The sequence below is a fragment of the Roseiterribacter gracilis genome (genome assembly GCA_018332375.1).
Lineage (GTDB): Bacteria > Pseudomonadota > Alphaproteobacteria > BOG-932 > Roseiterribacteraceae > Roseiterribacter > Roseiterribacter gracilis.
In genome coordinates this window covers 1,296,354-1,309,354 of the sequence record BOPV01000001.1, presented here as the reverse complement: position 1 = coordinate 1,309,354, position 13,001 = coordinate 1,296,354, and the positions used below count along the sequence as shown (strand labels likewise).

At 63.1% G+C, this 13,001-nt stretch carries 11 protein-coding genes; 6 read left to right on the top strand and 5 right to left on the bottom strand.

Going from position 1 to position 13,001, the window contains the following annotated elements:
* Positions 1–49: 49 nt before the first annotated feature.
* Complete coding sequence (locus TMPK1_RS06550; protein ID WP_420242154.1) at positions 50–2,299, top strand: DUF3141 domain-containing protein; 2,250 nt, start codon at positions 50–52, stop codon at positions 2,297–2,299.
* Between the two features lie 10 nt (positions 2,300–2,309).
* Here TMPK1_RS06550 and TMPK1_RS06545 read toward each other — a convergent pair whose 3' ends face one another.
* From TMPK1_RS06545 to TMPK1_RS06535, 3 genes are read right to left on the bottom strand one after another with little or no spacing between them, the layout of a single operon-like run.
* Positions 2,310–2,618: a hypothetical protein gene (locus tag TMPK1_RS06545; RefSeq protein ID WP_420242153.1), complete on the bottom strand. Its 309-nt coding sequence runs from the start codon at positions 2,616–2,618 to the stop codon at positions 2,310–2,312.
* A 47-nt stretch (positions 2,619–2,665) separates the two neighbouring features.
* Positions 2,666–3,532: a tryptophan 2,3-dioxygenase gene (locus TMPK1_RS06540; RefSeq protein ID WP_420242152.1), complete on the bottom strand. Its 867-nt coding sequence runs from the start codon at positions 3,530–3,532 to the stop codon at positions 2,666–2,668.
* A gap of 40 nt (positions 3,533–3,572) precedes the next feature.
* Positions 3,573–3,758 carry a hypothetical protein gene (locus TMPK1_RS06535; protein ID WP_420242151.1) on the bottom strand — a complete coding sequence of 62 codons (186 nt, stop codon included), beginning with the start codon at positions 3,756–3,758 and terminating at the stop codon, positions 3,573–3,575.
* Between the two features lie 132 nt (positions 3,759–3,890).
* On the opposite strand from TMPK1_RS06535, the gene TMPK1_RS06530 reads away from it, so the two are divergent.
* The 4 genes from TMPK1_RS06530 (at position 3,891) to TMPK1_RS06515 (ending at position 8,978) form a co-directional block, all read left to right on the top strand.
* Positions 3,891–4,574, top strand: a complete 684-nt coding sequence (locus tag TMPK1_RS06530) for a hypothetical protein (RefSeq protein WP_420242150.1) — start codon at positions 3,891–3,893, stop codon at positions 4,572–4,574.
* A 64-nt stretch (positions 4,575–4,638) separates the two neighbouring features.
* Positions 4,639–5,349 carry a response regulator gene (locus TMPK1_RS06525; RefSeq protein ID WP_420242149.1) on the top strand — a complete coding sequence of 237 codons (711 nt, stop codon included), beginning with the start codon at positions 4,639–4,641 and terminating at the stop codon, positions 5,347–5,349.
* Positions 5,350–5,397: 48 nt separating this feature from the next.
* Positions 5,398–8,382, top strand: a complete 2,985-nt coding sequence (locus TMPK1_RS06520; RefSeq protein ID WP_420242148.1) for a hybrid sensor histidine kinase/response regulator — start codon at positions 5,398–5,400, stop codon at positions 8,380–8,382.
* Positions 8,383–8,456: 74 nt separating this feature from the next.
* Complete coding sequence (locus TMPK1_RS06515; protein ID WP_420242147.1) at positions 8,457–8,978, top strand: hypothetical protein; 522 nt, start codon at positions 8,457–8,459, stop codon at positions 8,976–8,978.
* A gap of 36 nt (positions 8,979–9,014) precedes the next feature.
* On the opposite strand, the gene TMPK1_RS06510 is transcribed toward TMPK1_RS06515, so the two are convergent.
* Positions 9,015–10,394, bottom strand: coding sequence for a right-handed parallel beta-helix repeat-containing protein (locus tag TMPK1_RS06510; RefSeq protein ID WP_420242146.1), 1,380 nt, complete (start codon positions 10,392–10,394; stop codon positions 9,015–9,017).
* Between the two features lie 111 nt (positions 10,395–10,505).
* Positions 10,506–11,801 (bottom strand): DUF4214 domain-containing protein, encoded by a 1,296-nt coding sequence (locus tag TMPK1_RS06505; RefSeq protein ID WP_420242145.1) that lies wholly within the window; start codon positions 11,799–11,801, stop codon positions 10,506–10,508.
* 281 nt (positions 11,802–12,082) lie between these two features.
* Here TMPK1_RS06505 and TMPK1_RS06500 point away from each other — a divergent pair, with 281 nt between their 5' ends.
* Positions 12,083–12,997, top strand: coding sequence for a glycosyltransferase family 2 protein (locus tag TMPK1_RS06500; RefSeq protein ID WP_420242144.1), 915 nt, complete (start codon positions 12,083–12,085; stop codon positions 12,995–12,997).
* Positions 12,998–13,001 lie beyond the last annotated feature (4 nt).

Here is a 13,001-nt window from a genome sequence, read left to right as displayed (position 1 = left end):
TAACCTGCTTCCGTGCTACAAGGCGGGCCTCATCCAAGAGGGCGCTGCCATGACCGAGACCGACGCGACCGCGAAGCTGGCCGAGCTTGGCCGCCGGGCCGTGCGCACGCACGAAGTTGCGGATGCGGCCGGGCGCCGTGTCGCCAACGAAACCTCCGCAGCGGTCGATAGCTGGAACGAGTTCGTCTCGACGCTCGCTGGTGCCGGTCCAATGGCGCAGGCGGAGTGGATGCGCGATGCCGTGCAACGTTCGGTGCTGTTCTGGGATGCGCTGCGCCAGCGCGGCGACCAATGGCTCGACTATGTCGCCGAAGGCCAGCCGCCGGTTCTAATCTTCGACTATGAAATCGTGCTCGACGGTCGCACGCTCGACCGGCCGGTGAATTACGCGCTTGCCAAGATCACGCCGCCGCCGGGCGTGACGGTCGATCCCAAGCGTCGTCCCTACGTCATCGTCGATCCGCGCGCCGGACACGGATCGGGCATTGGCGGTTTCAAGGACGACAGTCAGGTCGGCGTCGCGCTGCGCGCGGGCCATCCCGTCTATTTCGTTCTTTTCTTTATGGAGCCGGTGCCGGGCCAGACCCTGCAAGATGTCGGTCTTGCCGAAGGCCGTTTCATTCGCATGGTCGCGCATCTCCATCCTGATGCGCGCAAGCCGGTGATCGTCGGCAATTGCCAAGGCGGTTGGGCGGTGATGGCGCTGGCTGCAGCCGATCCGGAGATCACCGGTGCGGTCGTGATCAACGGTGCGCCGCTCGCCTATTGGGCCGGCGCCGACGGCAAGAATCCGATGCGCTACACGGGCGGCCTGACCGGCGGTTCGTGGCCGGCGCAGCTGATGGGCGATTTGGGCGCGGGCAAATTCGACGGCGCCAATCTCGTGCTCAATTTTGAGAGCATGAATCCCGCCAACACCTGGTGGCGCAAATACGCCGACCTGTTCTACGGCATCGATCACGAAGTGCCGCGCTTTCTCGGGTTCGAGAAATGGTGGGGCGGTTTCACCTTGATGAACGTCGAAGAGATGCGGTCGATCGTCGACAATCTCTTCGTCGGCAACAAGCTCGCGCGCGGCCAGGTGCAACTGGACGGCGGTGGCGGTGCGATCGATCTGCGTCGCATCAAGGCGCCGATCATCGTCTTCTGTTCTGAAGGCGACGACATCACCCCGCCACAACAAGCGCTGGCTTGGATCGCCGACGTCTATCGCGACGAACGCGAGATCAAGGCCAACGGCCAGACGATTGTCTATCTCGTGCATAGCGACGTCGGCCATCTCGGCATCTTCGTGTCGGGATCGGTGGCGCGCAAAGAACACACCGAAATCGTCACGACCTTGCAGCAGATCGAAATGCTGCCGCCGGGCCTGTACGAAATGACCTTGGCCGAAACCAGCAAGGACGAAACCGGCAAGCCGGTCTATCGCGTCGAGCTGCACGAACGTCGCGTCGAAGATATCCGCCAGGACAATCAAGGCGGCGAAGACGGCAGCCTATTCGAGGCCGTGCGCGCCGTGTCGGATCTCAATGCGCAGGCCTATGATTTGTTCGTCGCACCGGTCGTGCGTGGCACCGCCAGCGAGCCGCGCGCGCAGATGACGCGCATGATGAATCCGATGCGCGCGCAGCGCTGGTCGCTGTCGAGCAAGAATCCGTTGCTGGCCCCGGTCGGCGAACTGGCCGAGCAGGTGCGCGAGCAGCGTCACGCGCTGCCTGACGAACATCCGATGCGCGCTGCGGAACGTGCCTGGATTACCCACGTCGCGCATTTGTGGGACGTATATCGCACCGCGCGCGACGGCGCGGCCGAAGTTGCATTCCACGGTCTCTACGGCGCGCTGGCGGCGTGGGGCGTCGGTGCGCAACGCGATCAGTCGATCGTCGGCGATTCCGAAGATGCGCATATCACCGCCACCTTGGCGCAGATGGAGAAAGGCGACGCGATCGACGCCTTGATCCGCATGTTGCTGTTGTTGTTGGGCGCGCAGCATTCGGTCAGCCGCCAGGCGCTGGGCCGTATCCAGACGCAGGTTGCGGGCGATCCCGCGCTGGCGTCGTTGAGCGAGGCCGATCTTGCCGCGCGCGTGAAGACGCAATCGATCCTGGTTGCCTACGAACCGCAGCGCGCGTTGACGACCTTGCCGCTGTTGCTGACGACGACAGAGTCGCGCAACGCAGCTTTGTTGCGGTTGGACCGGTATCTGGCGCCGCCAGCCGACCGCCTGCCGCCGTTGAACGCGATGTTGAACGATATTCGCAACGCGCTGGGCGTACCGACGGCGGCAAACGCGGCGTAAGGAGCGCGGGCTACGCCGCTTCGCGATCGGCGGAGCGGAGATGGTGCGCGGTGCCGCCGATATAGATCGGTAGCTGCAATCCGGGCGCGGCGAGATGGAAGATCTCTTGCTGCAGCGCCAGCGCCAGGCGCCATTTCTTGTCGCCGAAGATCGATTCGCGCGTCAGCGGCCCGTTGGGCGCTGCGAAACTGACGAAGGCGACCTGGTCGTCATAGGGACGACCATCCATCGCGAGGCGTGCTTGCACGCGTTCGCCGTCGGAATCGCCGACGCGTTCCAAGACGACACTGTTCCAAGCGATGGTTGCGAGCTCAGCCATGCGCCGACATTGGCCGAGCACGGTTTCAAGAATCTAAAGCCCTTGTTTCAGAGCTGTGTACGCAGCGACCAAAGCTCGGGAAAGAAGCGCAGCGACAACGCCTTCGCCAGATAGGGCACGCCCGAACTGCCGCCGGTGCCGGTCTTGCGGCCGATGATACGTTCGACCGTGGTCATGTGGCGGAAGCGCCATTGCTGGAACCGGTCTTCGAGATCGACCAGCTTTTCGGCCAGGTCGTACAGATCCCACCAGCGATCGACGTCGCGATACACGACCAGCCACGCAGCTTCGACCTCGGCCGATGCCACATAGGGCTGGCGCCAATCGCGCTCGAGCGCCGCTTGCGGAACCGGCACGCCGCGCCGCGCCAACAATTGCAGCGCTTCGTCGTACAGGCTCGGCCGCGCCAAACATGCTTCGAGTTCGGCGTGGCGTTGTGCGTCGTTGCGATGGACTTCGATCAGCCCCGCGTCTTTGTTGCCGAGCGCAAATTCCAGCGCGCGATATTGCCACGACTGGAATCCCGAACTGGGGCCCAGATGTTCGCGCAGCCGCACATAGTCGTGCGGCGTCAATGTCGACAACACGTCCCACGACTGAATCAGCAGACGTTGAATGCCGGCAATGCGCGCCAGTCCTTTTAGCGCCGTATCGAGACGATCTTCGTGCAGGCCGGCAACGACCTGTTTGAGCTCGTGCAGCGACTGTTTCATCCACAGTTCGGCGGTCTGGTGCACGATGATGAACAGCAGCTCGTCATGCTCGTTCGAGCGCGGCCGTTGCGCCGACAAAAGCCGTTCGAGATCGAGATACCCGCCGTAGGACTCGGCCGGTTCGATTTTCCAGTGGATGGAGTCTTCGCCCCGAGAAACAGAGACACTCGAAGCGGGCGGTGTTTTTGCGTCGCTGGTCACGTGACCAGACTAGTGACGAATCCGCGGCCGCAATACCGGTTTAGAGGCCGAGCGCGCGCAGGCCCCAAACCACGAGCTGCCACGAGGCGATCGACAGAACCAGAATGACCAGGACGGCGACGCGCAACGTGACGCGTTCGCGACGCATCGACGGCGCGGCGGTGCGCGCGACATTCGCATCGCGTGTGCGGAGTACCGCATCCGATGCCTGACGGATCGAAACCATCCCACCTGTCCCAGAGCAAGTTCGTGCACCAGTAAAGCACGCGCGGCACTGCAACGGGCAGTTTTCTGGTGTAGTTCCGCCCGCAGTTCGGTTAACGGCCCAGCAAGCGATCTTGCGTCCAATTCGGACGAGATGATCCGCCGCTCCGCCTTCGCCCTGTTGCTGTTCGTTGCTGCCATGCCGACGGCGCGCGCGCAGGTGCATGCGAGTTCGGCGCAGGAAGTCGGCTGGAACCAGCAATTGCACGCCTTCGGCCTGCTCGGCCGCTTGTCGTTCTTTCAGCAGGAAACCAGCGATCCGCGCACGGTTCTCGACCGGCCGGTTGCGGTTGCGCCGTTGCGGCCGACGCCGCCCTTTCTGTCGACCGAGCGCAGCCCGCTGCTGCGCATCAACGGGCTGCGCGCGGAAATTGCGGGCTGGCTGCTGGGGCTCGATGCGCGCGCCTCGTTCATTCTGCGCGGCGTCGATGATCGCTGGCCGGTCGAATGGGCGATGCTGGGCGCCAGCGCGGTGGCGCGGGCGGTCCCCAAGGAACAGGCTACGTTTCAGCTCGGCGGCTTTTTCCAGGCGGCGCGAATCGACCTGGTCGCGCGCTTCGACAGCGCCACTGGTGGCGCCAGCGCCGGTCCGCCCAGCCGATTTTCTCTGACCGACCAGCCGGCGCGGGCCGGGCTCGATGCCCGCATCGCCTGGCCGCTCGATGCCAAGCGGACGCTGGTTTTTGACGCGACAAACCTGGTTTCGCACCCTTTGGGGCCGGGGCCGGAAGGGCTGGTCGAGCAGCGATTCCGCATGTCCGTCGGCTGGCGCTTCTAAAACTAGGTGGGCCTGACCAGCGGACAGGCTTGATGCCGGGAGCCGCGCCAGCTACGGCAAGTCCATGCGATTTGTCGTCGTCGACGATCATCCGACCATCCGGGAGATGGTGCGGGCCATGCTGAAGAAGCTCGGCCACACCAACGTGGTGCTGGCGGCCGATGGCATCGAAGCCTGGCCGCTGATCTGCTTGACCGGGCCTTGCGTCGTCATCAGCGACATCGACATGCCGCGCCGCAACGGCCTCGAGCTGCTGCGAGAGGTACGGATGGGCGTCGACGACGTCGATCGCGGCACGCCGTTTCTGTTGCTGACCGGCCATGCCGAGCACGAGCTGGTCGGCGTTGCGCTGTCGCTCGATGTCAGCGCGTTTCTGGTCAAACCCGTATCAGCACCGGGGTTGGAGCGCCGCCTGTCCCGCGCGCTCGACACCAAGCTGACGCCCAAGGCGGCGGGGCATTACGAAAAGATCATGGTGCCCACCTTCGATGTCGGACCGCTGTCGTCGCTGGGCGGCGGGGCGCCACCGGTCACTGCGGCTCCGTTGCCGCCGAACCGACCGATCGCGCCCATGGCGCCGGCCGGCCCCAAGACCAAGCAGGTTTCGATCAGCGAGATCGCCGAAGGCATGGTCCTGGCCGTCGCGGTCAACGCCAAATCGGGCTCGCAGGTGCTGTCGGCCGGCACCACCGTCTCGCCGTGGCTGATGGGTCAGCTGCGCGACCTGCTTGAGATGGGTGCAATTCAGGACGGGATTACAATCGAGGCTCGGTAACTTCCCCGAAATCGGCACCTGTTAGCAGGGAAGCCCCAGGGGAGATGTATGTCCCGGTCGATCGCGCTTCGCCTTGTCGGCATCGTTCTTTTGCTGGCTGGCGGTCTAATCCTCACCGCTGCTTGGCGTGCCAGTGACGCGTCGCGTTCCAGCTTGGACGCGCGGTTGGCGCGGCACATCAACCAGGTCTCGGATCTGCAGCTTGCGCTCGACGTCGAACTTGCCGCGATGCGCGGGCTCGGCAATCTCGCTTTGTCGTCGCCGGGCGGCGAAGCGCCGCCCGCATACATCAAGCGCCGCGACACCGCGCTTGAAATGTTCGACGAGCTGGAACTGATCGTCAGAGACGGACCATTGAAGGATCGCGCCGAGGTGGTCGGCACGTTTGACTCGATCGAGCGCAACGTAAAACTTTTGACGCGCCGGTTCGATGCTCGCCAGACCGATGCGACGTTGCGCGGCGAATGGTTCGACGCGTTGACGTCGGAAATCGAACGCGCCCACACGCTGCGTCGTGCCATCGAACGATCCTTGCCGCCGGGCATGGACCATCCGATCGGCGTTGCGTTCGAAATCAAAGACGCGTTGTGGGAGCTGGGCGAAAATCTCGGCCGCGAGCGCGGCTTGATCGCGGGTGCGATCGCGGCAAAGCGCACCATCCGCCTGGAAGAATTGCAGCGTCTGGCGGAATGGCGCGGCGTCATCAAATCGGCGCGCAGCAAGCTTGCCCTGATCGCGTCGGAGCTTGGTCCGGAGACGACCAAAGCCTATCTGGCGCTCGAGCGCGCGGCCTTTATCGGGCCGTATGATCTGCGCCGCCGCGAAATTCTCGCCGCCAGTGAATCGCTGGTGCCGTACCATCTCGACAGCGCAGGGTGGTTTGACGAAGCCAGCCTCGCGGTCAACGCGACGCGCCACGCATCAGAAGTCGCGAGCAAGGAAACCGCGCTTCTCATCGATCGCCAGACCAAGCATGGCGACGATGCGATGTTGCTGGCTTTCGCACTGGTGCTTGCAACGGTGATCTTGGCGACGGTCGGATTGAAGATCGCCGGTCTCGATGTTGCGTACCGACTGTCGCAGCTGACCAGCGTGCTGAACAAGCTGGCCGCCGGCGATCACGCAACCGAAGTGCCGGGGCAGAAGCGGCGCGACGAAATCGGTCGCATCGCCGACGCGGCACAAGTCTTCAAAGCGCACGCGATCGAACTGGAAGAAGCGCGCGCCGCGGCATCCGACGCGGCCAAGACCAAGGCGGAATTCCTGGCCACGATGAGCCACGAAATCCGCACGCCAATGAACGGCGTTCTGGGCATGCTCGATCTGGTCGAAGACACGCAGCTCACCCACGAGCAGCGCGAAATGCTGGATGTGGCCACCAGCTCGGCGCGCGCTTTGTTGTCGATCATCGACGACATTCTCGACTTCTCAAAAATCGAAGCGGGCAAGCTGGCGATCGACTCGGTGGTCAGCGAATTGGAGCCAATCGTATTCGGCGTGGCCGATTTGCTGGCGCCGCGCGCCTGGGCGAAAGAGATCGAGCTCGCGGTCGAAGTTGACCCGCTTTTGCCGCGGGCGATCAAGATTGATCCGGCGCGCTTGCGCCAGCTGCTCAACAATCTCGTCGGCAACGCGATCAAATTCACCGAACGCGGCCACGTCGCGTTGCGGCTGAATCGCGTGGGCGACACGTTGCGCATCGAAATCGTCGATAGCGGCATCGGGTTGGATGCGGCGCAGATTGCGCGCCTGTTCCGTCCGTTTGAACAGGCCGAAGCGGGTACGACGCGGCGCTATGGCGGCACCGGCCTTGGTCTCGCGATTTGCCGCCGCATCGTCGACATGATGGACGGCAAGATCGGCGTCGACAGCGTGCCCGGCATCGGTTCGACCTTCTGGGTCGAACTACCCTTGAACGAAGTCGTGCCGCCCGACACGAACAAAGTGCTGGCGGGCGTCGCGGTTTCGCTCGACGCGATCGCACCGGTGCTACGCGCCGGCCTGTCGGCGCCGTTGCGCGCGGCGGGTGCGATGATCGCCAATCACGACGGCGCGATTCAGTTGTTCGAAGCAGCAAGCGACGGCGGGCACGGTCCATCGGTGTTGCTGTTGCCGCGCGGCATGCAGCCCGAAGGCACCGACCGCGATCGCCCGATCGCGGCCAAGCCGACGCGGCCGTCGCAATTGATTGCCGCGGTTGCGCTTGCAGCCGGACGCAAAGCGCCCGCGAGCCTGTCGACGCAAGCCGACGAGAAAGCGGTCGAGGCGCTTGCACCGCGCGTCGGCGCGCGCGTGCTGGTGGCCGAAGACCATCCGTCGAACCGCGTCGTCGTGCGCAAGATGCTCGAACGGCTAGGCCTGACGGCGGTGCTGGCCGAAGACGGCGCGCAGGCGCTGAAGCTGATCGAAGCGGGCGAGACATTCGACCTGCTGTTGACCGACTGCCATATGCCGGTGCTCGACGGGTTCGGGCTGACGCGCATGGTGCGCGCACGCGAAGCGCGATCGGGTCTGCCGCCGATGCCGATCGTCGCGCTGTCGGCGAGCGTGATGCAGGAAGAACAACGCCGGTGTTTCGACAGCGGCATGGATGATTTTCTGCACAAGCCGATCGATCCGCGCCGGTTGCGCGCGATGCTGACGAAATGGATCGGCGCCGATCCGCATGCAGTGGCGGTGGAAGAGGCGGCTGCGGCTGCGGTCGACGATCTCGCGATCTTCGATTTCTCGCCCTATGCCGATCTGTTCGAGCCCGACGAGGCGCGCCGCATTGCGCAGGATTACGCGAACACCACCCGCGAACAGCTCAAGGCGCTGTTCCAGGCGGTCGAAGCGGGGGACCTGACCGCGGCAGGCCGAAGCGCACATGCCGTCGCAGGTGGATCGCTCACGATCGGCGCGCGGCACCTGGGCGAGGTCGCACGAACGATCGAAATGGCGCTCTTTGAGGGCAATCTCGGCGCTGCAAATGCAGAATTGGGACAGCTGGAGCCCAGTTTTGCGGCCGTTGAAGAGCGGATTGCGCAGCTCTAAGCGGTTGAATTCCGCCGTCGTTCGAGCTTTCTTAACGCCAGCCGGCAGATCTTGGCCGGACTGGATTCGAAATCATGGCAACCGCACTCAAACCCACCCAGACGAATTTCGGCCCGCCGAAAGGCCGCCGGACGATCGAAAACAGCATCATGACGTTGATGCTGGTGGGGCTGGGCGCGGTTTTTCTGCCGACGACCATCACCGCAGCTTTCGCGATGATTCCGTCGATCCTGTCTTATTTCTTCGACCGTGATCCCAAGCGCAGCCAGACGCTGTGCATCGCGGCGCTGAATGCAGCGGGTTCGACGCCGGTGCTGCTCGAATTGTGGGGCCGTTGGAATTCGGTCGCCGGTGCGATCTCGTTGATCGCACAGGTTCGTCCCTGGATGTGGGCGTGGGGCGGTGCGGCGCTGGGCTATGCGCTGTGCCTGCTGATTCCGCCAGTCGCGGCGCAGATGGTGCGCGGCGGTCTGCAGAACAAACTCAACGACCTCGAGAAGCACGCCAAAGACATGCGCCAGGCATGGGGCGAAGATGTTGCGCCCGAACATATGGCGCGCTTGATCGAAAGCTCGGCTTTCTCGTCGCAGAAGTGAACGGCAGCTCCGAAGAGCTGCCGCCCAATCTCATCGTTAGAAATGCCAGTCAGCACCAGCCAATGCGGTCGGTGTGACGCCTTGGATTTTCACCAGCTGCACCGGTGCAGCGGCACCGGCTGCGTCGGAATCGACGAAGACGATCGTGTCGGTCCCGGCTGCTTGCAATGTCACGTGCCCGTCGCTCAGCGCATTGGTGCCAAGGCCCAACGCGCGCAGATCGAAATGATCGTACTTGGTATAAAAATGCACGATCGTCGTGTGATCGACCGACAGATTGACGAACGTGAAGCTGTCATTGCCGCTGGCGTTCGACATGACCTGATTGTCTTGCGTCGGCGTGATCACCGCCGCTTTGGTGAAGTCGGTGCTGACGGTGGTCGGCGGCGGCGTCGTGGGCGGGGCCGGATCGGCCGGTAGCGATACTGTGCCGCCGGTTACAGCTGCGATCAGCGCGGCAGTCTGGCTGGCGATGCCCGACGTCGATCCGTCGGCGCCGACACTCCACAGCGACCAGGCAGGTTTCGCCATCGCGCTCGCGAGCGTGCTGTTGTCGTGCGCGCTGCCGGTTCCGGCGAACACCGTCGTCTTGGTGCCGTAGGTTGCGACGTGATCGATTTCGGCACTGGCGCCGCTGATGCCGTTATAGGCGAAGGTGCCGCCCGACAGATCGTTGACCAGCACGTCGTGATCGAGATGCAGCTTGTTGGTCGCGTAATAACCGCCTTCGCCACCGAAATGCACCACGAGCGGGTTCTGGCTCGTCGACGCTTGATGAAACCAATTATTTTCGATCGTCGCCTTGCCGCCGTTGGGTAGATCGATCGCGTAGCTCGACGTGCCGCCGCTGCCGTCATCGAAGATCGTGCCGGTGACGGTCGTATTGGCCGCACGACTCTTCACGTGATGACCGACTTTGGTGTCGTGGAAATACGAGTCGGTGATGGTGACGCTGGCGATGTGATTGGCGTAGATGCCGTGGCTATAGCCATCGCCGACGCCGTTGCGGGCAAACTCGCTGTGATTGACGGTCAAGGTCGCCGTCGCATTGTCCAAGGTCAGGATCCCGTCCTGATTGTCATGGATAAACACGTTGTCCAGTTTCAGATTGCCGTCCGATAGACGCACCGCGGCGCCGTTGCCGGCGCCAACCTTGGCCCCCGACATGTCGAGATTCTTCAACGTCACATTGCCGTGACTGATCAGCATCGCCTTGCCGTTGGCAAGGGATTGCGTGTTCACCAACTTCACCATGCCGCCGACGCCGACGATGGTCAGGTCGTGGTCGATCGAAGCGCTGGTTTCGTAATAAGTGCCCGCACGAACATTGATCGTGTCGCCGGCCGTCGACGCTTTGATGGCGTCGTTCAGCGACTTGTACGTCTCGTTCGCGCCGACCCACATGGTTTTCGGCATCGTCAGGTCCTTGTTTGTTGGGAATCCGGACGTGGTTCGGCGTTCCGCCGCGTGCGTCCGATCGTCTTTGGTTCGTGCGGCGCGGGCGCTTCACCCGCGCGGCAGAAAGAATCAGCCGGTGTAGTTCCAGCTCGCGGTGGCGGCCTTCATCTCGGCGCTGTCGGCAAAGCCGATCAGCACTTCGCCGCGGCTATGGCCGGCGCCGAGAAAATTCAGCCACGCTTGTTCACCCACCGCATCCGGGGCGCGGTGAAAGGCAGTGTCATAGAGCAGGCTCAGAAAACCATGATTGTCGAGCGCGGCCGTGTTGGTGCGAAACTCGGGCGAGTTGACGAAGTCCTGTGCCACGGCCGCATGCGACATGCCTGCTTTTTCCTGGTTGACCCAGAAGGTCAGACCATCGGCATCGGGCATACGATCGAGCGCGACGGCGTAGAGACGCGCGACTGCATTGGCATCGACGGAGACAACCGGCGCACCGACAGTTCCGTTCATCGCCTGCACGCCGTTCAGCAGGTCGGGCAGGGCCGGCAGATTCACCGTGTCGTGCGCAACGACGCTCGCCACGTTCGAGAACTTGCCGACGCCGTAGAAGACATTGCCGCTGATATCGGTTGCTGTCGGCGTCAGCTGTTCGGCGAGGACATAGCCGCCGCTCTTCTGATTGACGATCGTATTGCCGTCGATCGTCAGCGTATTGGCGTCGTACGTGCCCTTCGACGTCTCGCCGCCATAGTGAATGATCGCGGGATTGTCGGTGCCAGCGCCTTGCTGGATCTTGTTGCCGATGATGGTCACGACGCCGCCATTGGGCGTGTCGATCGCGTAGCTGGAATCGCTGTCGATCAAGGTTGAATTGGTGACGGTGGTCAGGGCGGCGCGGCTTTTGATCAGATGGCCGGACACAGTGTCGTGAAAGTACGAGTTGTTGACCTCGACCGACGCGACTTTGTTGATGTAGATGCCGTGCGAATAGCCGTCGCCGTAGCCGTTATTGGCGAATTCGGAACTTTCGATCTTGAGATGGCCATTCGGAATGTCGAGCGACAGAATGCCTTCCTGATTGTCATGGAAGTAGCTGCTCTTGATCGTCAGATCGCCCGCAGACCAGCGGATGCCGGCGCCGTTGTGGTCGCTGACTTTGGCCCCTGAAAATTCCAAATTTTCCAACGTCACCTGACCCGTCGTGTTGACGATCAGCAGGCCTTTGCCGTTGGCGAGGTTTTTGGTTCCTTCGAGATGCGCGAGACCGCCGACACCAACGATGGTCAGCGGCTTGTCGATTCGCACGTCGTCGTCGCGATAGACGCCCGCGCGAATATTGATCGTGTCGCCTGCAGCTGCTGCTTTGACGGCTGCGGACAGGCTTTTGAATTGTTCGGCTTGGCCGACCCAAAGAACGGACATCCCTCAATCCCTCGTCGTTGTTCGTCGTCGGCGAGGTGAAGCTTTGAAAGCTTCAGCGTTAAGCGCGCTTATACGCAGTCTTTATTGTGGTTCTCGCCGTAGGTCCTTTTCGCTTTGCACACTTTTCAAACTCCGCGAGTCAGGGGAAGGGGGTGCGACCGTGACTTCGGTGTGACGGCAAACCACATGTCCGAAGTGCAGAAATCTACTGGGTCGCAGGAACTTTCATGCGCGGGGCGCAGTTCGTTGCGGACCGGAAAATTGACCGCAACGGATAGCCAGTGACGCGCACACCCTGGCCGATCGCAGTCTTCGCGCACAACGAAGCAGATTTGATCGGCGCCTGCCTTGATACGCTGCTGACCGAGCCGGTGGGCGAGCACCAGCTTGCCATCTACGTGCTGGTGAATGGCTGCACCGACGGTACCTGGGCCGAGGTCGAGCGCTATGCGCGCCATCACCCGCAGATCCATCCGGTCCATCTCGAACTGGGCGACAAGAACAACGCCTGGAACGTGTTCGTGCACGAGATCTGCCCGGAAGACGCCGAAATCGTCTTCTTCATGGATGGCGACATGCAGGTTGTGCGCGGATCGTTGGCCGCATTGAAGGCGCGGATGGACGAGGCGCCGGCGGCGCAGGCCTTTGCCGCGCTGCCCTATACCGGCCGTACGCTCGACGCGTTCCGCGATACGATCATCAACACCCACGCGATTGCCGGAAACCTCTACGCGCTGCGCGGCGACCTGGTGCGGCGCTTCCGCGAAACCAGCTTCCGAATTCCGCGGCACATGTTCGGCGACGACGGTCTGTTGCGCACCTTGATCCTGCGCGACATGGACCCGACCGGGCCCGAGAACTTCGATCGCATCACCTATGCCGACAAGGCCGGGTTCTTCTTCGAGCCGTACAGTATCTGGAAGCCGTCGTGCTGGAAGCGCTACCGCAACCGTATGCGGCGCTACGCCAACCGGCGCCTGCACAACCGGATGCTTTATCCGCATTTGCTGCGCGACGGGCTGCGCGCGTTGCCGGCCGACATTCTCGACCTTGCCGAAACTGAGCTGCCGAAGCTCAAGCTCGAATGGAACGGCGTGCTGACGATCTTTGATGCGGCGGCGTTGCGCCGTCTGAAACAGCGGATCGAACGCCGCAAGGCGCAACGAGCGAGCGCCAGCCGCGCGGCCCAGGCGTAGGATC